Source organism: Fructilactobacillus frigidiflavus (assembly GCF_044054575.1).
GTDB classification, from domain to species: Bacteria; Bacillota; Bacilli; order Lactobacillales; family Lactobacillaceae; genus Fructilactobacillus; species Fructilactobacillus frigidiflavus.
On the sequence record NZ_CP168716.1, the window covers coordinates 441,969 to 464,133 of the forward strand.

Annotated in this window: 11 protein-coding genes and 6 rRNA genes; 12 read left to right on the top strand and 5 right to left on the bottom strand. The window is 42.1% G+C overall.

Annotated features, from left to right (window positions below):
- Positions 1-8: 8 nt before the first annotated feature.
- From ACEPSS_RS02260 to ACEPSS_RS02270, 3 genes are read left to right on the top strand one after another with little or no spacing between them, the layout of a single operon-like run.
- Positions 9-872, top strand: coding sequence for a transporter substrate-binding domain-containing protein (locus ACEPSS_RS02260; protein ID WP_395319806.1), 864 nt, complete (start codon positions 9-11; stop codon positions 870-872).
- Positions 869-1,504, top strand: a complete 636-nt coding sequence (locus ACEPSS_RS02265) for an amino acid ABC transporter permease (protein ID WP_395319808.1) — start codon at positions 869-871, stop codon at positions 1,502-1,504. Before ACEPSS_RS02260 ends, ACEPSS_RS02265 begins: the two co-directional genes overlap by 4 nt.
- Positions 1,505-1,515: 11 nt before the next feature.
- A complete protein-coding gene (locus ACEPSS_RS02270; RefSeq protein WP_395319810.1) occupies positions 1,516-2,172 on the top strand; it encodes an amino acid ABC transporter permease in 657 nt (218 codons plus the stop codon).
- A 193-nt stretch (positions 2,173-2,365) separates the two neighbouring features.
- On the opposite strand, the gene ACEPSS_RS02275 is transcribed toward ACEPSS_RS02270, so the two are convergent.
- Positions 2,366-3,112 carry a hypothetical protein gene (locus ACEPSS_RS02275; protein WP_395319812.1) on the bottom strand — a complete coding sequence of 249 codons (747 nt, stop codon included), beginning with the start codon at positions 3,110-3,112 and terminating at the stop codon, positions 2,366-2,368.
- Between the two features lie 430 nt (positions 3,113-3,542).
- On the opposite strand from ACEPSS_RS02275, the gene ACEPSS_RS02280 reads away from it, so the two are divergent.
- From ACEPSS_RS02280 to ACEPSS_RS02305, 6 genes are all read left to right on the top strand, one after another.
- Positions 3,543-5,119, top strand: a 16S ribosomal RNA gene (locus ACEPSS_RS02280).
- 219 nt (positions 5,120-5,338) lie between these two features.
- Positions 5,339-8,254: ribosomal RNA gene (locus ACEPSS_RS02285) — 23S ribosomal RNA — on the top strand.
- Between the two features lie 83 nt (positions 8,255-8,337).
- Positions 8,338-8,454 (top strand): 5S ribosomal RNA (gene rrf / locus ACEPSS_RS02290).
- Together the 16S, 23S and 5S rRNA genes form the textbook arrangement of a ribosomal RNA operon.
- Before the next feature lie 185 nt (positions 8,455-8,639).
- Positions 8,640-10,130 carry a phytoene desaturase family protein gene (locus ACEPSS_RS02295; protein ID WP_395319814.1) on the top strand — a complete coding sequence of 497 codons (1,491 nt, stop codon included), beginning with the start codon at positions 8,640-8,642 and terminating at the stop codon, positions 10,128-10,130.
- A complete protein-coding gene (locus ACEPSS_RS02300) occupies positions 10,123-10,992 on the top strand; it encodes a phytoene/squalene synthase family protein (RefSeq protein ID WP_395319816.1) in 870 nt (289 codons plus the stop codon). The genes ACEPSS_RS02295 and ACEPSS_RS02300 overlap by 8 nt, the downstream gene beginning before the upstream one ends.
- A 68-nt stretch (positions 10,993-11,060) precedes the next feature.
- On the top strand, positions 11,061-11,942 hold the full coding sequence (locus ACEPSS_RS02305) for an aldose 1-epimerase family protein (RefSeq protein ID WP_395319817.1): 882 nt from the start codon (positions 11,061-11,063) through the stop codon (positions 11,940-11,942).
- Between the two features lie 54 nt (positions 11,943-11,996).
- Here ACEPSS_RS02305 and menC read toward each other — a convergent pair whose 3' ends face one another.
- From menC to ACEPSS_RS02325, 4 genes are read right to left on the bottom strand one after another with little or no spacing between them, the layout of a single operon-like run.
- The gene (gene menC / locus ACEPSS_RS02310; RefSeq protein ID WP_395319819.1) at positions 11,997-13,115 is read right to left on the bottom strand and encodes an o-succinylbenzoate synthase; all 1,119 of its coding nucleotides are present in this window, start codon (positions 13,113-13,115) and stop codon (positions 11,997-11,999) included.
- Positions 13,105-13,902: a 2-succinyl-6-hydroxy-2,4-cyclohexadiene-1-carboxylate synthase gene (menH, locus tag ACEPSS_RS02315; RefSeq protein WP_395319821.1), complete on the bottom strand. Its 798-nt coding sequence runs from the start codon at positions 13,900-13,902 to the stop codon at positions 13,105-13,107. Before menH ends, menC begins: the two co-directional genes overlap by 11 nt.
- Entirely contained in the window at positions 13,892-15,556 is a 1,665-nt protein-coding gene (menD, locus tag ACEPSS_RS02320) for a 2-succinyl-5-enolpyruvyl-6-hydroxy-3-cyclohexene-1-carboxylic-acid synthase (protein ID WP_395319823.1), read from the bottom strand. The genes menH and menD overlap by 11 nt, the downstream gene beginning before the upstream one ends.
- Complete coding sequence (locus tag ACEPSS_RS02325) at positions 15,549-16,700, bottom strand: isochorismate synthase (protein WP_395319825.1); 1,152 nt, start codon at positions 16,698-16,700, stop codon at positions 15,549-15,551. Before ACEPSS_RS02325 ends, menD begins: the two co-directional genes overlap by 8 nt.
- 427 nt (positions 16,701-17,127) lie before the next feature.
- Here ACEPSS_RS02325 and ACEPSS_RS02330 point away from each other — a divergent pair.
- From ACEPSS_RS02330 to rrf (ACEPSS_RS02340), 3 genes are all read left to right on the top strand, one after another.
- Positions 17,128-18,705: ribosomal RNA gene (locus ACEPSS_RS02330) — 16S ribosomal RNA — on the top strand.
- Positions 18,706-18,926: 221 nt separating this feature from the next.
- Positions 18,927-21,842, top strand: a 23S ribosomal RNA gene (locus ACEPSS_RS02335).
- Between the two features lie 84 nt (positions 21,843-21,926).
- A 5S ribosomal RNA gene (gene rrf, locus ACEPSS_RS02340) occupies positions 21,927-22,043 on the top strand.
- Positions 22,044-22,165 lie beyond the last annotated feature (122 nt).

Genomic DNA, 22,165 nt, shown 5'->3' on the forward strand with positions numbered 1-22,165 from the left:
ATAAACCTATGAGTAAATTAAAAAGAAAACGCATTGGTTTACTGGCAGCAATCGTCTTAGTGGTTGTTTTAGTTGGTAGCTTAGTATTTGGCTGGACTTATCACGCATATCAAACTAAGACCAAAAACTCACTGGAAAACATTAAATCAGCCCACGTAATGCGTTGGGGAGTTAAGAGCGATACTCGTTTGTTTGGTTTGATTAGTCCAAAAACAGGGCAAAGTGAAGGTTTTGATGTTGATATAGCGCGTGCTATCACCAAACAAATTGCGAAAGACCAAGGAACTGAAATTAAGCCAGAATTTACGCCAGTAACGACTAGTTCCAAAATTCAATTAATTAAAAATAACCAAGTTGATGCGGTGGCAGCTTCCATGACGATTACGCCAGAAAGAGCCAAAGTGGTTGATTTCTCGAATCCATATTTCCCAGCTGGACAATCAATTTTAGTTAAAAAAGATTCAGGAATTAAAAATATTCAACAATTAAATAATCCCAAATCAACAATTATTGGGGTAATGGGAACGACAGCCATGGAAACCACGAAAAAGTTTGCTCCTAAAGCAAAATTAATTGCGATGCCAGATAATTCGCAAGCCTTCAGTGCCTTACAATCTGGGCAAGGAGATGCGATGACGACTGATAACGCGATTTTGTACGGTTTCTGTCAACAAAGTAAGGATGTTGCCGTTGTTGGAGGTACATTCACGAACCAACCTTATGGATTAGCGATGGACAAAGGCCAAGCTGATTTACAAAAAGCCGTTAATCGGGCACTTAAAGAAATCCGAGCAGACGGAACTTATGACCGTTTGATTAAAAAATGGTTTGGTAACATTCCTGGCTTAGATTGGAGGGAATTGACAAAATGATCAAAATTTTAACTGATAACTGGTCCACGATTATCACTGGATTTGAATTTACAATTCTTTCATCGATTGTTGGACTTTTAGGCTCCCTAATCTTAGGAACCGTGTTTGCTTTAATGGAAATGGCACCCAATCGATTTTTGAAGTTGATTGGGACGGCATTTGTGGAGTTTTTCCGGAATATCCCATTACTAGTAATTACCTTGTTTTTCTATGTCGTGGTTTCCCATGCCGTTAAAATTAATGGTTTTTGGGCAGGAACGATTGCACTGATCCTTTATACATCATCATTTATTGCTGAATGTATTCGGGGCGGAGTTAACTCGGTTGATCCCGGCCAAATGGAAGGGGCACGTTCCAACGGATTAACGTATACCCAAGCTATGATTCACGTTGTTTTGCCTCAAGGATTTAAATTGGCAATTCCTTCGTTAGGAAACCAATTCATTAATCTGGTAAAAAATTCGTCAATTCTTTCCTTTGTTGCAGGATTAGACTTGATGTACCAAGCTAACGTAATCTCTGGATCAAATTTGGATCCGTTTAACACGTATATTGTCATTGGAATTTTCTATTTGTTGCTCACTGGACCACTCTCAGTTTGCATTAATCACTTAGAAAATAGATTAAGATAGGAGGTAGCGCAATGATTTATGCATCAGCATTCAATTCAGTTAACATGCACTATCTAATGGGTGGCTTAGGCATCACGATTGCTGTTTCAATCATTTCGATTATTATCAGTTTTATCGTTGGGACGACTTTAGGAGTAATCTTATTTGAGGAAGTTCCGTACTTTTCCCGAACGGTTCAATTTATCGTTAATACAATTCGGAATCTACCATTATTGTTATTAATTTTCTTCACATACTTTGCGATGCCAAAATTAGGGATAGAACTAGATGCTTTTACCGCAACGGTTTTTGCTATGTCGGTCTTTGAATCAACGATGGTTTCCCAGATTATTCGGGGTGGCTTAATGTCAGTTGGAGTTGGTCAAGCAGAAGGGGCTCTCTCAACTGGAATGACTAAATTTCAGACATTATGGTACATTTTGTTGCCTCAAGCGTTGAAAAATTCGATTCCACCATTGATTTCACAGTTCATTTCTTTGGTAAAGGATACGTCGCTTGCAACCGCGATTGTTTTAACGGAAATGATGTTCCGAAGCCAAGTAATTTATGGACAAAATCCTAATTACATGATTCCGATGTTTGCGATTGTGACCGCGCTTTACTTTGTTGTTAACTACAGTTTGTCACTTCTATCAAAGTGGTTTGAAAGACGATTAGCAACTTCATAATAATTAGTTCTCTGAAAGGAGAACTTTTTATTTGCAATAAAGTGCGGATGATCTAGTATGTAGATGCAGGAATGAGTGCGAGTACATTAAGGTTCTGTTGATCCTTCGTAAAGTTGTAAAAAACTGCCCGTGCTTAGGCCTGTTTTTTGTGCAAAAAAAATAACCCAGCCGTTAATGGCTAGGTTAGTAGTTTTTATAATCCAATTTTGCTTAGTACTGAGTTAAGGACATTTTGCATTTCTTGAATTATTCCACTTTGTTGTTGAATTTGGGCTTTCAATCCATCCATTTCTGATTCTAATTTGCTAGAATCGGGATTGCTTTGAATTTTACTAATTTGATTGTTTAAAGCAGCAGTTGCATTATCGTTTTGCAGTTGACTGATTTCTGATTGGATTCCACTTAAGGTGCTTTCAAGTTGTTGCTTATCGTGGTTTTCTTGATAAGTCTTTTGGGCTTGCTTAACTTGATTTAGTTCAGTCTGAAGTTTTTGGTTTTGCGCACTATTTTGAGCTTGGTTGGTTTTAGCTTGATTATAAATGGAACAAGAAGTTAGGCCTAAAACGATTAATACAAATACTAAAATGCCAATCCAAATCTTTTTGGCCGTTGATGGTTTGCGAGGGGCATAATTCTGGTTGCTCTGGGGAATATTATTATTTTGGTTATTTACGACATTATTACCATTTAAACGATTGAAATCTTTGACGTTAACTTTGAAATTTTGTTCAAGCCGTTGATCACCGACCTGGCACAAAATCGTTGCCGTGTAAGTCCCGCTTTGATAAGGATTAACGTTTGATGTATTAACGAAAAATTGCGGAGTCGTCCGCACGCCGTTAACGACGGGATTTAATTCAGAAATGATATTTTCATCATTTAATGGTTCATTAATTTGGTGATTAATGTATGAGAATTGAAGCGTAATTTGATTATTCATAGTGATTCCTTTCCGATTTAGTAATGATTATGTTTATACTATCATACTTTAGAAAAGTGAAAAAAGTTATGAATTTCAATTAAAGAAAGTTTAATAATAAAAAAATTGACTTTTTTTGACCAAATTGTTGACATCATGATTTGACTAGTATATAGTTAAATATTGTTGACGCGGAAATGTTAAGTGTTTAATGATTTGAAATTAATTTTAAATTTGTTGAATAAAATCCTTGACCTTTCCTGACCAATGTGATATATTAATAAAGTACCGTTTGAGACGATACGTCATTGAGTAGATCTTTGAAAACTGAACAAGATTTTGATTACAATAAAGTGTAAGGATAATTTTTAAACTTAGTTTAAAAATTAAACAAATATGCAATGTCAATTTGCAAAAACAAATAAATAAGAGCTAGTAAAGTTCTCATTTCTAAAATGAGAGTTTGATCCTGGCTCAGGACGAACGTTGGCGGCGTGCCTAATACATGCAAGTCGAACGAAGTCGCCCATTTGATTCTTGGTGCTTGCACCGAGATGATTTTGGATCCGACTGAGTGGCGAACTGGTGAGTAACACGTGGGTAACCTGCCCAGAAGAAGGGGATAACACCTGGAAACAGATGCTAATACCGTATAACAACAAGAACCACATGGTTCTTGTTTCAAAGCTGGCCTTTGTGCTAGTGCTTCTGGATGGACCCGCGGCGTATTAGCTAGTTGGTGAGATAATAGCTCACCAAGGCGATGATACGTAGCAGACCTGAGAGGGTAATCTGCCACAATGGGACTGAGACACGGCCCATACTCCTACGGGAGGCAGCAGTAGGGAATCTTCCACAATGGACGAAAGTCTGATGGAGCAACGCCGCGTGAGTGAAGAAGGGTTTCGGCTCGTAAAACTCTGTTGTTAGAGAAGAACAGCTGTGAGAGTAACTGCTCACGGTATGACGGTATCTAACCAGAAAGTCACGGCTAACTACGTGCCAGCAGCCGCGGTAATACGTAGGTGGCAAACGTTGTCCGGATTTATTGGGCGTAAAGGGAGCGCAGGCGGTTTATTAAGTCTGATGTGAAAGCCTTCGGCTTAACCGGAGAAGTGCATCGGAAACTGATAAACTTGAGTGCAGAAAAGGATAGTGGAACTTCATGTGTAGCGGTGAAATGCGTAGATATATGAAGGAACACCAGTGGCGAAGGCGGCTATCTGGTCTGTAACTGACGCTGAGGCTCGAAAGCATGGGTAGCAAACAGGATTAGATACCCTGGTAGTCCATGCCGTAAACGATGAATGCTAGGTGTTGGAAGGTTTCCGCCTTTCAGTGCCGCAGCTAACGCATTAAGCATTCCGCCTGGGGAGTACGACCGCAAGGTTGAAACTCAAAGGAATTGACGGGGACCCGCACAAGCGGTGGAGCATGTGGTTTAATTCGATGCTACGCGAAGAACCTTACCAGGACTTGACATCTTCTGCCAATCTAAGAGATTAGACGTTCCCTTCGGGGACAGAATGACAGGTGGTGCATGGTTGTCGTCAGCTCGTGTCGTGAGATGTTGGGTTAAGTCCCGCAACGAGCGCAACCCTTGTCTTTAGTTGCCAGCATTAAGTTGGGCACTCTAGAGAGACTGCCGGTGATAAACCGGAGGAAGGTGGGGACGACGTCAAATCATCATGCCCCTTATGTCCTGGGCTACACACGTGCTACAATGGGCGATACAACGAGTTGCGAAACCGCGAGGTCAAGCTAATCTCTTAAAGTCGTTCTCAGTTCGGATTGCAGTCTGCAACTCGACTGCATGAAGTTGGAATCGCTAGTAATCGTGGATCAGCATGCCACGGTGAATACGTTCCCGGGTCTTGTACACACCGCCCGTCACACCATGAGAGTTTGTAACACCCAAAGTCGGTTGGATAACCTTTTAGGAGTCCGCCGCCTAAGGTGGGACAGATGATTAGGGTGAAGTCGTAACAAGGTAGCCGTAGGAGAACCTGCGGCTGGATCACCTCCTTTCTAAGGAATAATTCGGAACCTTACATTAATCAAAATCTTGGTCAGTTTTGAGAGTATCTACTCTCTTAATTTTGTTCTTTGAAAACTAGATAATATTATTTTCTGTAATAATTATATTTTTATATAATTGAACCGAGAAATAACCATTGTGTTATTTTTGAGTTTTTTAATTAGTTTTAATCGCTAAAACTCAAATAATTTATAATCCGTCGGATTATAGGTTAAGTTAATAAGGGCGCATGGTGAATGCCTTGGTACTAGGAGCCGATGAAGGACGCAACTAACTGCGATAAGCTTCGGGGAGCTGTACGTAAGCTTTGATCCGGAGATTTCCGAATGAGGAAACTCGACCAGTGTTATGACTGGTCACTGTATAGTGAATACATAGCTATGCAGAGGCAGACGTGGGGAACTGAAACATCTAAGTACCCACAGGAATATAAAGAAATTTCGATTCCCTAAGTAGCGGCGAGCGAACGGGGAACAGCCCAAACCGAACCCTTGTGGTTCGGGGTTGTAGGACTGAACATTTGAGTTACAAAAGTATTTGATAGTTGAAGTAGTTGGGAAGCTACACCAAAGAGAGTGATAGTCTCGTAAACGAAATCAAATACCCTCAGTTCAGGATCCTGAGTACGGCGACACACGTGAAACGTCGTCGGAATCTGGGAGGACCATCTCCCAAGGCTAAATACTCCCTAGTGACCGATAGTGAACCAGTACCGTGAGGGAAAGGTGAAAAGCACCCCGGAAGGGGAGTGAAATAGTTCCTGAAACCATGTGCCTACAAGCAGTCAGAGCCCGTTAATGGGTGATGGCGTGCCTCTTGTAGAATGAACCGGCGAGTTACAGTTGCATGCAAGGTTAAGCCGAAAAAGCGGAGCCGTAGCGAAAGCGAGTCTTAATAGGGCGTATTAGTATGTTGCCGTAGACCCGAAACCAGGTGATCTACCCATGTCCAGGATGAAAGTGCGGTAATACGCACCGGAGGTCCGAACCCGTGTACGTTGAAAAGTGCTGGGATGAGGTGTGGGTAGCGGTGAAATTCCAAACGAACTTGGAGATAGCTGGTTCTCTCCGAAATAGCTTTAGGGCTAGCCTCGGAATTAGAATCATGGAGGTAGAGCCACTGTTTGAGCAAGGGGTCCATCTAGGATTACTGAGTTCAGATAAACTCCGAATACCATTGATTTATGTCCGGGAGTCAGACGATGAGTGATAAGATCCATCGTCGAAAGGGGAACAGCCCAGACCGCCAGTTAAGGTCCCTAAATATATGCTAAGTGGAAAAGGAAGTGGAGTTGCATAGACAACTAGGATGTTGGCTCAGAAGCAGCCACCATTTAAAGAGTGCGTAATAGCTCACTAGTCGAGTGATTCTGCGCCGAAAATTTACCGGGGCTAAGCATATTACCGAGACTGCGGACGCAACTATGTTGCGTGATAGGAGAGCGTTCTAAGGGCAATGAAGGTAGACCGTAAGGACTACTGGAGCGCTTAGAAGTGAGAATGCCGGTATGAGTAGCGAAAGATCAGTGAGAATCTGATCCACCGAATGACTAAGGTTTCCTGGGGAAGGCTCGTCCACCCAGGGTTAGTCGGGACCTAAGCCGAGGCTGAGAAGCGTAGGCGATGGATAACAGGTTGAGATTCCTGTACTAGTTAATTATGTTTGAACGATGGAGGGACGCAGTAGGCTAAGATATGCACACGATTGGAAATGTGTGTTCAAATCGTAAGTCAGTTTAAGAGTTAAATGCTTTTAAGCGGGTTGACAAGCGATGATGAGGATCGAAATTTAAGTAGAGAAGTATCTGACGTCACACTGCCGAGAAAAGCTTCTAGTTAGTAATTAATTACCCGTACCGCAAACCGACACAGGTAGTCGAGGAGAGTATCCTCAGGTGAGCGAGAGAACTATCGTTAAGGAACTCGGCAAAATGACCCCGTAACTTCGGAAGAAGGGGTGCTGGCCTCACGGCCAGCCGCAGTGAAAAGACTCAAACGACTGTTTATCAAAAACACAGGTTTATGCAAAATCGTAAGATGAAGTATATGGGCTGACGCCTGCCCGGTGCTGGAAGGTTAAGTGGAAGTGTTAGCTTCGGCGAAGCACCGAAATGAAGCCCCAGTAAACGGCGGCCGTAACTATAACGGTCCTAAGGTAGCGAAATTCCTTGTCGGGTAAGTTCCGACCCGCACGAAAGGCGTAACGATTTGAGTACTGTCTCAACGATAGACTCGGTGAAATTAAGATACCTGTGAAGAAGCAGGTTACCCGCGACAGGACGGAAAGACCCCATGGAGCTTTACTGTAGCTTGATATTGGGTGTTTACATAACTTGTACAGGATAGGTAGGAGCCATAGAAGCCGGGACGCTAGTCTCGGTGGAGGCGTCAGTGGGATACTGCCCTTGTTATGTGAACACTCTAACCCTGCGCACTGATCGTGCGCGGAGACAGTGTCTGGTTGGCAGTTTGACTGGGGCGGTCGCCTCCTAAACAGTAACGGAGGCGCTCAAAGGTTTGCTTAGAATGGTTGGAAATCATTCCTAAAGTGTAAAGGCAAAAGCAAGCTTGACTGCGAGACATACAGGTCGAGCAGGGACGAAAGTCGGACTTAGTGATCCGGTGGTACCATATGGAAGGGCCATCGCTCAACGGATAAAAGCTACCCTGGGGATAACAGGCTTATCTCCCCCAAGAGTTCACATCGACGGGGAGGTTTGGCACCTCGATGTCGGCTCATCGCATCCTGGGGCTGTAGTTGGTCCCAAGGGTTGGGCTGTTCGCCCATTAAAGCGGTACGCGAGCTGGGTTCAGAACGTCGTGAGACAGTTCGGTCCCTATCCGTCGCGGGCGCAGGAAATTTGAGAGGAGCTGTCCCTAGTACGAGAGGACCGGGATGGACATACCGCTGGTGTATCAGTTGCGCCGCCAGGCGCATTGCTGAGTAGCTATGTATGGATGAGATAAACGCTGAAAGCATCTAAGTGTGAAACTCGCCTCAAGATGAGATTTCCCATTCCTATATGGAAGTAAGACTCCTGAAAGATGATCAGGTAGATAGGTTAGAAGTGGAAGCGTAGTGATACGTGAAGCGGACTAATACTAATCAGTCGAGGACTTAACCAAGTAGAATGAAGATACAATGGAAGTTAATCGGAAGAAAATAATATTGTCTAGTTTTGAGAGAACAAAGTTCTCAAACAAAATAGTGTGGTGGCGATAGCCTGAAGGATACACCTGTTCCCATGCCGAACACAGAAGTTAAGCTTCAGCACGCCAAAAGTAGTTGGGGGATCGCCCCCTGCGAGGATAGGACGTTGCCACGCAAATTAAGAAGACTTTAGCGCAAGCTAAGGTCTTTTTTTATTGCAAAAATAATCAAATTTTCAATCTGAAAAATGCAATATAATAACAAAATTAATTACTAATCAAGTACAATTAAATTAGCTAGTAAAACTAAAATGTAGTTAAATACGATAAAAAATTTGTGTCATTATTAAAGGAGAAATTAATGTCAAAGAAAATTGCAGTTGTAGGTGCAGGAGTCGGTGGTTTAACAACTGCTATTCAGCTTCAACATCAAGGCTATGATGTTACTATTTATGAAAAAAACGACCATGTTGGTGGGAAGATGAATCAGTTAGAAATTGATGGTTTCAAATTTGATATGGGTCCGACAATTGTGATGATGCCGGATATTTATCGCAAACCATTTATTGATACGGGGGTTAATCCAGACGATTACTTTACCATGCAGCGGGTTGATCCATTTATGAAAGTTCAAATTGATAATCAAGACTATGAAATTTCAAGTGACTTAGTGAAACTAACAAAGTTATTTGAAAGTAGTAGTGATGCTGATATGCTTGGTTTCTTGAATTATTTATCTGATATTTATCGGAAATATTTAAATGCCAAGGATAACTTCATTTATCAAAGTTTTCGCTCACCAAAAGATTTTTTTAACTTAAAAACGTTAATCAATGCCATTAAGTTAAAAACCTTTTCTTCTTCATACCATGACATGCAAAAATTTATTTCCAATCAACATTTACAATATTTATTATCATTTCAAACTCTCTATATTGGGATTTCACCATTTAGTGGGCCCTCAATTTATAACATCATTCCCATGATCGAACTTCTTTACGGAGTTTGGTTTATTAAAGGGGGAATGTACCAATATGCGAAAGCCTTGAAACGGAGATTCGAGGAATTAGGCGGCAAGCTTCAATATGATAGTGAAGTACAGCAAGTCGTCACTAGCGGTCGAAAAGTAACTGGACTTCAAATCAATGGAGCAACCATTCCAGTAGATGCTGCGGTAATTAATGCTGATTATCCTTATGCGGTTGAAAGTTTATTAAGTCCGCAAGCCCAAAAATTAGAGAAAAAAACACCCCAAAAAATCAAGCAAATGGATTATTCAATGTCATGTTTATTGATTTATTTAGGGGTAGAGGCTCAATATCCGCAACTTGATTTGCATACGATTAAAATGGCAAGTGATTTTAAGGAAAATGTTCAAGAAATTGAAACTGGAGTGCTACCTCCTGATCCTTCTTACTATATTTACAATCCTAGCAAGTTGGATGATTCCTTTGCCCCAGCTGGAGCGTCTTCTTTGTATATTTTAGTACCCGTGGGTAATTTACAAACTAGCACGTTAACTGAACAACAATATGCCGATTACGCTGATCAAGTCATTGACAAAGCACAACGGGGATTTGCGTTAACCGATTTACAGGCGAAAATCAAAGTGAAGAGTATCTTCACACCAAATCAATTTAATTCCCTTTATAATAGTAAATTTGGTACCGCATTTGGGTTAAAACCAACTTTAGCACAGAGTAATTATTTCCGTCCCCACAATAAAGCACGGAAAATTGATGGGTTATATTTTGCCGGAGCAAGTTCACACCCCGGTGCTGGAGTTCCAATCGTGATTACCAGTGGCGAATTAGCTGCTAAAGAAGTAGAAAGAGATTTTTCCAATGAATAGAGAAAAGATGATGGCATCACAACTAACGCAGATGGAAGCGAGCGAAGCGGTTATCAAAAAGTATTCATCGACTTTTTACTATGCTTTCTCTAAGCTACCGCGTTATCAATCCTTAAGCATTTTTGTGATTTACGATTTTTTACGTAAATTAGATGATGCGGCTGATTCAAAAGATGCCTCCCAGTTTTTGCAATTAAAGAAAGTGTGGGAAAGTGTAAAACAACATCACCCTCAAACCCAACTAGGGCAGAATTTACAACTAATTTTTCAAGTGTTTCAAATTCCGGTAACCCTAATGGACGAAATGATTGTCGGACAAGAAGAAGATTTAAAACAAGTCGTCATTAAAACACAGTCAGACTTAAAAAACTACTGCTTCCGAGTTGCCGGCACGGTTGGACTAATGATCATCCCAATTTTGACGAACAAAAAATTAACGGCTTCAGATCAATCCCAAATCGTTAATGTCGGCATTGCGTTACAGTTAACCAATATTATCCGTGACGTGAAAGAAGATTGGGACAACGGCTATCTTTATTTACCACAGTCATTGTTAAATGAGCTTGAAGTGACCGATTCAGCTTTGAGTGGGGCCCATAGTTCAGCTAATTTACGGCAATTATTGGCGAACTTGAGTGACGAAGCATTCAGACTTTACGATTCTAAAACAAAAGTGCTGCAGTTAATCGACCAACGTCAGGCAAAAATTTCCTTACGGCTGGCAATTGATGGCTATGAAGCTATTTTGAAAAAAATTAAACGTGAAAATTATGATGTTTTAAAGGGACGCCAGGCAACTGGTAAATTAACTAAGAGTTGGCTCTATTTTCAGATTCGGCTCCGCTATTTATTGGTAAAATGATTAAGAACGTTGTTAGTTTATAAAAATGTTAAAATTGAAGATATGTTAAATACATCACGAAGGAGAACATGACATTGACTACAATTTTAAAAAATGATTTTTTAAGGGTTGAAATTGATCAATTAGGTGCTGAAATTAAATCCATTAAACGGATTGATAACGAGCTTGAATATCTTTGGCAGGGTAAACCGGAATTTTGGAAACGACAGTCACCAATTTTATTTCCGATTGTTGGTAAATTAAAAAACGATAGTTATCAATACAACGGGAAAACTTACCATATGACACAACATGGTTTTGCACGGGATAAGCAGTTCACAGTGGTGAATGCAACTGCCGATCGCGTAGAGTTTAGCTTGACTTCTGATGAACAAACTAAACTGATTTATCCGTTTGATTTTACTTTAAACGTTACTTATCAACTGGTGAAAAATAACATCGACGTGGCGATTAAAGTAATTAACACTGGAAACGACGAAATGTATTTTTCAATTGGAGCTCATCCGGGCTTCAATATTCCCTTGCTTCCGAAACAAGAAAATTTTGCAGATTATTACGTGGTGGCCGCTCCTCGGAGAAAATTTGATTTAATGCAAATTAACGCTGATGGATTGAGTAGTAAATCAGATAACGCACCGTTGGATAGTCCGGTCCAACTATCTCATGATTTATTTAAGCATGACGCAAAAATCTTTGATATTGGAGAAAACCAAACTAGTATGGTGATGCTTCAATCGGATAAATCAGAACACGGTGTTTCAATAATGGCTGATCATTGTCAGTATATTGGCTTCTGGTCGATCAAAGATGCCGATTTTGTTTGTTTGGAACCGTGGTGGGGGATTGCTGATACCAAAGATAGTAACGGAATTTTGAAAGACAAAAAGGGGATTATTAAGCTAGAAGGCCAACGTGATTTTAACGTTAATTTTTCCATTGGAATTTTTTAAAAAATTAAAGATGATTACGAAAAAGACTGAATTCGATTTGAATTCAGTCTTTTTTCACTTGTATTGAATTGTAGGACCAGTTTGGAGTTGCTGAATTGCTTGCCAATTCATGGTAACTCCAATTCCGGGATTAGTCGGAACGTCAATTAAGCCATGCTGGACTTCAAGGTTTTCATTAACGAAATCCTGTTCAAAATAATGACTACTTGCAGAGATATCAGCTGGAACCGAATTACTACCTACACGACTGGCTAAGGCTAAATCAACTGAACGACCTAATCCAGAAGTTAGCATTCCACCAATCCAGGGAACTTTTCCAGCTTGCTTGATTAGATCAATGGCAGTTAGAGCGGTTGCAATGCCACCTAATTTGCCCTGTTTAATCGTGAAGGCATTGGCACTGTTATATTTTAAGGCACTTTTGATTGAAGCCAAATCGACTAAGCTTTCATCTAAACTAAGCAATAAATGCTTAAAATTCTGTTGTAAATTGGCATAATCAGTCCAACTTGCTTGCTGCAAAGGTTCTTCAATTAATTTTAAGCCATGTTTTTCTAATCTTTTTAAAGCAGTTAAGGTAGCTAAATTATTGTCCCAAGCCTGGTTAGCATCAATCGTAGTAATTACACTTGGGGCAAGTTCGTGACCTAATTTAACTAATTTTAAGGACGTTTCATGGTTTGCTGCTTTAAACTTTAGCTTTTGATAGCCTTGCTGAGTTGCTGCCTGAATTTGTGCTGCAGTTTGCTGCACGTTAGTTTGCATCCCAATGACAGTTCCCACGGGAATTGATTTTGGTTTTGGCAATCCAATTAACTCTGCTAGGGACTGATTCGTTGTTTTCCCGTAGGCATCCCATAAGGCCATTTCGACACTGGCCCGAGCAAAGGAAGTTAGGTAATCAAGTTGCGGCGCTAAATCAGTAGGCTGATAAAAGTTACATCCAATTAGACGCGGAAGGACTTGGTTGAGCGCATGACAAGCGATTGCTTGCGTTTGTGGAGCGTAACTATCATCAGCAAAGGCCTGAATTTCTCCGTAACCGTTGATACCTGAGGTAAGCTGAATTTCTACTAAGGTAATGGGGCGTTGCAAGGTAACCCCGTGATTGGTTCTGAACGGATGGTTTAATTTTAAGGTGAGCGGTAATAAATTGATTTGTTTAATTTTCATGCAGCTTTTCCTGATTTAATAAGCTAGTGAAGTGGGCTGATTTTTCGAAGTGGACGTTATGACCGGCATCAGCAACCAAAACATGGTCTGCATTGGGCAATAATGCTTTCATCTTTTGATTTAACTTAGTGAATTTGAGGTCTTGGGCACCAGTGATTAACGTGATTGGAATTTTAAGTTGTGAAAGTTGATTCCAACAATTTGGCATCGTTCCGGTTCCAAAATAACGAAGCGAATTAGCCATGTTAATCGGATTGTGATTAATTCGTTGTTGGTGCATAAATTGTTGTTGCGATTTACTAACGTGCTGTTGGGAATTAAAAAGAGGTAAGGTTTCCCAATGATTAACAAAACTAACCAAACCCTGTTGCTCAATTTGGGTCGCACGCGTCTGATCAGCTAGTTGACGTTGCTTTCGTGCATCTGGATTTATAATTCCAGCTGTCCCGCTTTCTAACCATAAATGGTGCACTAGTTGCGGATGCTGAATGGCAAATGCCAGGGCTAAACGAGCTCCCATGGAATAACCAACTAAATTAATTGACGAAACTTGTAGGCTAGCAAATAACGCAGCTAAGTCTTGAACTTGATGGTCAGTTGAAAAATGATGAGCTGGAAGGGTTGCATCATTTTCGGCAAAACCATAAGCGGTAATGTAAATTTTTGTTCCACGTGGAACTATTTTTGTAAAATCAGCCTTACTACCTAAAAAGCCATGTAAAAAGACCCAGGTTGGATTTCCTTGCCCGCTGATTTCAATTTGATAGTCATAACCATTAATTTTCATGAGCAAGTCGTTCCTTTAATATTTGTAATCTTTGCTGGTGGACGTTGGCATTGTTAGCACGGGAATCTTGAATTTCGATAATTCTTAAACCATGCCAAGGTGTTGCAACTAACTGACGTAATTCTTCTACTTTTTGTAACTTGAGATATTTTGCATCATAAAGTTGAGCAACTTTATCAATCGCTAAATGTTGTGGTGTGCCAAACATTGTTTCAAAATAGGGTGCTTGAGCCTGTGGTAAAAAGGAAAAGATTCCGCCGCCATCATTATTATTGACGATGATGGTTAAATCAACTTGATTTTGTTTGGCTAATAATAAGCCGTTCATATCGTGATAAAAGGCTAAGTCGCCGATGATAAGCCAAGTTGGTTGTCCATTCAGGGCCATTCCGGTTGCAGTAGAGATGGTTCCGTCAATTCCGTTAGCACCGCGATTGGCCATGACCTTAATTTGATGCTGCGGATTGAAAAATTGGTCGAAGTTTCGCACAGTCATAGAATTAGCTAAAAATAATTGGTTAGAAGTCGGTAAATTGGCTAGTTCGGTAGCAATGCTAAGTTCATTTAGTTCTGGATTAGCAAAATCAGTTAGCTGAACTTTAAGCGGCTTCCAGATATTTTCCCAATATGCAGAACTGCCTTGGACGTCACGATTTAATAATTGTTGAACGAATTGGGACTCATCAACAGCATAACTAGTCTGAGCAGAGCGAGTGTGATCTTGCCCCAAGTAGTTCATCCCAATTTGAATAACTGGAATCTGGTGGGCTTTTAACCACGGAAACAATTTAGCGGAAACGGGCGTGCCACCAAAACGCAACACGACGTCGGGTAACATTGCAGTTGTTTCCGCGTTAGCAGCTAAAAGTGCATCCATGCCAGTGATGGTATGTGCGGTTCCTCGTAGTTGACTTAGTACATCAGCAATGATTGGAGCGTGAAGTTTTTGTGCTAGTGCTTCGAAGTTAGCTTGTGACCATGATTGATCAGTGGGGCCAACTGCAAGCATAATTTTTTGTTGCTGTAGTTTTTGAATTAGCTTAGTTAAGGTGGCTTGATTTAATTGAACGTTAATTTCACCAAAAGCTTGCGGTTGAATAGTTGGCCATGGCTGATTTAAGTCAGGAAGCAGCGGTTTTCGTAAGGGCAAGTTGATGTGAACCGGACCAACCGGAGCAATTTGACTTAGATGGGCCAGTTGCTGGACTTTATAGTCGATATATTCGGTCACATCAGTGTTTTTTTCTTGGACATTTACATTGATGGATTCTTTGACTTGATCATGATACAGGTTGACTTGATTAATGGTTTGAGGAGCACCGATATTTTGCAATTCCTGAGGACGATCAGTGGTTAAAACGATTAAAGGGACGTGGTAACTTTTTGCTTCAACAATGGCGGGCAAATAGTTAGCGGTCGCCGTTCCAGAAGTCGCAACGAGTGCAACCGGATGATGAGTAGCTTTGGCGATGCCTAACCCTAAAAAGGCTGCTGATCGTTCATCAACGGCCATGGTAAATTGCGCCGGTTGTTCAGCTAATAGTAAGGCTAACGGGGTGTTTCGGGAACCGGGAGAAATGATGAAATGCTCAACTCCTTGAGCTTGTAAAGCTAGAACTAAATGCTTAAGATTGTTGGTTAAAGTTTCATTCATGAGTTTGCTCCTTAATGATGGCTTCCATAACTGACATTTTTAATTCAATTTCGTGAGCTTCTTGAGCGAGGTTAGATTCAGCCAGGATTCCCGCTCCAGCGAAGAGTTTGATGGTTCGTTGTTTTTCCCAAAGAGAGCGGATGCCAATGACAAATTCACCATCTCCGTTTGGTAAAACATACCCAACTGGAGCGGCGAAAAGACCGCGGGGATTAAGTTCCGTCCGTTGAATTTGTTTGAGTGCCCACTTTAAGGGAAGGCCACCTAACGCAGGCGTGGGGTGGAGAGCCTCAACTAATTGTAATAAATTTGCATGATGCTTTAAAGTTCCGGTAATTGGGGTATAAAGATGCTGAACTTGGGGCGTTTTTAAAATTTGGGGCGTTTTATGATAGGTTAAGTCAGCTAAGGAAGCGATTTTATTGGTAATTTCATGAACCACTAATTGGTGTTCGTGTAAGTTTTTAGCATCATGTTGCAGGGATTGAGCTAGTTGCTGATCGATTTGGGGATTAGTAGCTCGCTTGATAGTTCCCGCAACGGCCGCGGTTTTAATGTTCATCTGATGTAGTTGAATGAGACGCTCGGGAGTAGCTGAAACAAAAACTTCGTCGTGATGCTTGATTATTATATGGTAGGAATTGGGTTGATATTTAATTAATGAGGTAATTAGCTTACTGAGATTTAAGGGAGCTGCTAATTGAAGCGTTTGCTGCATTCCGAGGACTACTTTTTGTTTTTGCTGATCATTAAGCATTTCTTGTAGGGAAATTTCAGTCCTAGTAATCCAATCTTCTTCATTAGATTTAGAAATGATGTAATTGGTTTGTGTATCTGATTCTTGATTATCAGTGGCTGGCAGAGTTCCCCAACTTTCGCCAGTTTTTTCGTCAATTACGTATTGGGGTGCAATAAAATAGCCGTTCATTAATTTACTATCTGCTAAGTTTTGTTTGTCAAATGGAATTCCACCAAAGACGGGAACGTTTTGTCGCTTTTGCCATTTTTGTAGTTCGTCGATGGAGTTTGAAATCATTTCATCTTGTTTACCAAAGCCAAAGTAACAATGCTGATGATCGGCCGAAGAAAAGTAAACAGCGTGTTGATATTGATTGAATTTTTTAATTAAAGTTTGGCGATTCATAATATTCATACTTTCTAATAAAAATTTTGATGATTTACCATCTTTGATTATACGTGTTAATTACTATGATGTAGCTAATTGAAGGGGCAAATTTAATTTTTTGAAAATAAATTAAACTTTTTTGATCAAAACCCTTGACCTTTCCTGACCAATGGTTTATAGTTATAAATGTTGAGAGGGACGAAGTCACTTTTAACTGAAAAAACTTTTTTAATTTTATTATTCAAAAGGGTTGACGTAGTCAGCTTATCCGAGTAATATATTATATGCACTGTAAATGGTGCTTGAGTAGATCTTTGAAAACTGAACAAGATTTTGATTACAATAAAGTGTAAGGATAATTTTTAAACTTAGTTTAAAAATTAAACAAATATGCAATGTCAATTTGCAAAAACAAATAAATAAGAGCTAGTAAAGTTCTCATTTCTAAAATGAGAGTTTGATCCTGGCTCAGGACGAACGTTGGCGGCGTGCCTAATACATGCAAGTCGAACGAAGTCGCCCATTTGATTCTTGGTGCTTGCACCAAGATGATTTTGGATCCGACTGAGTGGCGAACTGGTGAGTAACACGTGGGTAACCTGCCCAGAAGAAGGGGATAACACCTGGAAACAGATGCTAATACCGTATAACAACAAGAACCACATGGTTCTTGTTTCAAAGCTGGCCTTTGTGCTAGTGCTTCTGGATGGACCCGCGGCGTATTAGCTAGTTGGTGAGATAATAGCTCACCAAGGCGATGATACGTAGCAGACCTGAGAGGGTAATCTGCCACAATGGGACTGAGACACGGCCCATACTCCTACGGGAGGCAGCAGTAGGGAATCTTCCACAATGGACGAAAGTCTGATGGAGCAACGCCGCGTGAGTGAAGAAGGGTTCCGGCTCGTAAAACTCTGTTGTTAGAGAAGAACAGCTGTGAGAGTAACTGCTCACGGTATGACGGTATCTAACCAGAAAGTCACGGCTAACTACGTGCCAGCAGCCGCGGTAATACGTAGGTGGCAAACGTTGTCCGGATTTATTGGGCGTAAAGGGAGCGCAGGCGGTTTATTAAGTCTGATGTGAAAGCCTTCGGCTTAACCGGAGAAGTGCATCGGAAACTGATAAACTTGAGTGCAGAAAAGGATAGTGGAACTTCATGTGTAGCGGTGAAATGCGTAGATATATGAAGGAACACCAGTGGCGAAGGCGGCTATCTGGTCTGTAACTGACGCTGAGGCTCGAAAGCATGGGTAGCAAACAGGATTAGATACCCTGGTAGTCCATGCCGTAAACGATGAATGCTAGGTGTTGGAAGGTTTCCGCCTTTCAGTGCCGCAGCTAACGCATTAAGCATTCCGCCTGGGGAGTACGACCGCAAGGTTGAAACTCAAAGGAATTGACGGGGACCCGCACAAGCGGTGGAGCATGTGGTTTAATTCGATGCTACGCGAAGAACCTTACCAGGACTTGACATCTTCTGCCAATCTAAGAGATTAGACGTTCCCTTCGGGGACAGAATGACAGGTGGTGCATGGTTGTCGTCAGCTCGTGTCGTGAGATGTTGGGTTAAGTCCCGCAACGAGCGCAACCCTTGTCTTTAGTTGCCAGCATTAAGTTGGGCACTCTAGAGAGACTGCCGGTGATAAACCGGAGGAAGGTGGGGACGACGTCAAATCATCATGCCCCTTATGTCCTGGGCTACACACGTGCTACAATGGGCGATACAACGAGTTGCGAAACCGCGAGGTCAAGCTAATCTCTTAAAGTCGTTCTCAGTTCGGATTGCAGTCTGCAACTCGACTGCATGAAGTTGGAATCGCTAGTAATCGTGGATCAGCATGCCACGGTGAATACGTTCCCGGGTCTTGTACACACCGCCCGTCACACCATGAGAGTTTGTAACACCCAAAGTCGGTTGGATAACCTTTTTAGGAGTCCGCCGCCTAAGGTGGGACAGATGATTAGGGTGAAGTCGTAACAAGGTAGCCGTAGGAGAACCTGCGGCTGGATCACCTCCTTTCTAAGGAATAATTCGGAACCTTACATTAATCAAAATCTTGCTCAGTTTTGAGAGTATCTACTCTCTTAATTTTGTTCTTTGAAAACTAGATAATATTATTTTCTGTAATAATTATATTTTTATATATAATTGAACCGAGAAATAACCATTGTGTTATTTTTGAGTTTTTTAATTAGTTTTAATCGCTAAAACTCAAATAATTTATAATCCGTCGGATTATAGGTTAAGTTAATAAGGGCGCATGGTGAATGCCTTGGTACTAGGAGCCGATGAAGGACGCAACTAACTGCGATAAGCTTCGGGAAGCTGTACGTAAGCTTTGATCCGGAGATTTCCGAATGAGGAAACTCGACCAGTGTTATGACTGGTCACTGTATAGTGAATACATAGCTATGCAGAGGCAGACGTGGGGAACTGAAACATCTAAGTACCCACAGGAATATAAAGAAATTTCGATTCCCTAAGTAGCGGCGAGCGAACGGGGAACAGCCCAAACCGAACCCTTGTGGTTCGGGGTTGTAGGACTGAACATTTGAGTTACAAAAGTATTTGATAGTTGAAGTAGTTGGGAAGCTACACCAAAGAGAGTGATAGTCTCGTAAACGAAATCAAATACCCTCAGTTCAGGATCCTGAGTACGGCGACACACGTGAAACGTCGTCGGAATCTGGGAGGACCATCTCCCAAGGCTAAATACTCCCTAGTGACCGATAGTGAACCAGTACCGTGAGGGAAAGGTGAAAAGCACCCCGGAAGGGGAGTGAAATAGTTCCTGAAACCATGTGCCTACAAGCAGTCAGAGCCCGTTAATGGGTGATGGCGTGCCTCTTGTAGAATGAACCGGCGAGTTACAGTTGCATGCAAGGTTAAGCCGAAAAAGCGGAGCCGTAGCGAAAGCGAGTCTTAATAGGGCGTATTAGTATGTTGCCGTAGACCCGAAACCAGGTGATCTACCCATGTCCAGGATGAAAGTGCGGTAATACGCACCGGAGGTCCGAACCCGTGTACGTTGAAAAGTGCTGGGATGAGGTGTGGGTAGCGGTGAAATTCCAAACGAACTTGGAGATAGCTGGTTCTCTCCGAAATAGCTTTAGGGCTAGCCTCGGAATTAGAATCATGGAGGTAGAGCCACTGTTTGAGCAAGGGGTCCATCTAGGATTACTGAGTTCAGATAAACTCCGAATACCATTGATTTATGTCCGGGAGTCAGACGATGAGTGATAAGATCCATCGTCGAAAGGGGAACAGCCCAGACCGCCAGTTAAGGTCCCTAAATATATGCTAAGTGGAAAAGGAAGTGGAGTTGCATAGACAACTAGGATGTTGGCTCAGAAGCAGCCACCATTTAAAGAGTGCGTAATAGCTCACTAGTCGAGTGATTCTGCGCCGAAAATTTACCGGGGCTAAGCATATTACCGAGACTGCGGACGCAACTATGTTGCGTGATAGGAGAGCGTTCTAAGGGCAATGAAGGTAGACCGTAAGGACTACTGGAGCGCTTAGAAGTGAGAATGCCGGTATGAGTAGCGAAAGATCAGTGAGAATCTGATCCACCGAATGACTAAGGTTTCCTGGGGAAGGCTCGTCCACCCAGGGTTAGTCGGGACCTAAGCCGAGGCTGAGAAGCGTAGGCGATGGATAACAGGTTGAGATTCCTGTACTAGTTAATTATGTTTGAACGATGGAGGGACGCAGTAGGCTAAGATATGCACACGATTGGAAATGTGTGTTCAAATCGTAAGTCAGTTTAAGAGTCAAATGCTTTTAAGCGCGTTGACAAGCGATGATGAGGATCGAAATTTAAGTAGAGAAGTATCTGACGTCACACTGCCGAGAAAAGCTTCTAGTTAGTAATTAATTACCCGTACCGCAAACCGACACAGGTAGTCGAGGAGAGTATCCTCAGGTGAGCGAGAGAACTATCGTTAAGGAACTCGGCAAAATGACCCCGTAACTTCGGAAGAAGGGGTGCTGGCCTCACGGCCAGCCGCAGTGAAAAGACTCAAACGACTGTTTATCAAAAACACAGGTTTATGCAAAATCGTAAGATGAAGTATATGGGCTGACGCCTGCCCGGTGCTGGAAGGTTAAGTGGAAGTGTTAGCTTCGGCGAAGCACCGAAATGAAGCCCCAGTAAACGGCGGCCGTAACTATAACGGTCCTAAGGTAGCGAAATTCCTTGTCGGGTAAGTTCCGACCCGCACGAAAGGCGTAACGATTTGAGTACTGTCTCAACGATAGACTCGGTGAAATTAAGATACCTGTGAAGAAGCAGGTTACCCGCGACAGGACGGAAAGACCCCATGGAGCTTTACTGTAGCTTGATATTGGGTGTTTACATAACTTGTACAGGATAGGTAGGAGCCATAGAAGCCGGGACGCTAGTCTCGGTGGAGGCGTCAGTGGGATACTGCCCTTGTTATGTGAACACTCTAACCCTGCGCACTGATCGTGCGCGGAGACAGTGTCTGGTTGGCAGTTTGACTGGGGCGGTCGCCTCCTAAACAGTAACGGAGGCGCTCAAAGGTTTGCTTAGAATGGTTGGAAATCATTCCTAAAGTGTAAAGGCAAAAGCAAGCTTGACTGCGAGACATACAGGTCGAGCAGGGACGAAAGTCGGACTTAGTGATCCGGTGGTACCATATGGAAGGGCCATCGCTCAACGGATAAAAGCTACCCTGGGGATAACAGGCTTATCTCCCCCAAGAGTTCACATCGACGGGGAGGTTTGGCACCTCGATGTCGGCTCATCGCATCCTGGGGCTGTAGTTGGTCCCAAGGGTTGGGCTGTTCGCCCATTAAAGCGGTACGCGAGCTGGGTTCAGAACGTCGTGAGACAGTTCGGTCCCTATCCGTCGCGGGCGCAGGAAATTTGAGAGGAGCTGTCCCTAGTACGAGAGGACCGGGATGGACATACCGCTGGTGTATCAGTTGCGCCGCCAGGCGCATTGCTGAGTAGCTATGTATGGATGAGATAAACGCTGAAAGCATCTAAGTGTGAAACTCGCCTCAAGATGAGATTTCCCATTCCTATATGGAAGTAAGACTCCTGAAAGATGATCAGGTAGATAGGTTAGAAGTGGAAGCGTAGTGATACGTGAAGCGGACTAATACTAATCAGTCGAGGACTTAACCAAGTAGAATGAAGATACAATGGAAGTTAATCGGAAGAAAATAATATTGTCTAGTTTTGAGAGAACAAAGTTCTCAAAGAAAAATAGTGTGGTGGCGATAGCCTGAAGGATACACCTGTTCCCATGCCGAACACAGAAGTTAAGCTTCAGCACGCCAAAAGTAGTTGGGGGATCGCCCCCTGCGAGGATAGGACGTTGCCACGCAAATGAAAAAGACTTTAGCGCAAGCTAAGGTCTTTTTTTGTTGTAAAAATTTAATTAAATATCTAATTTTAGTTTGATTAATCAGTTGCAATAAAAAGAAACATTAACCAAATAAAGCACAA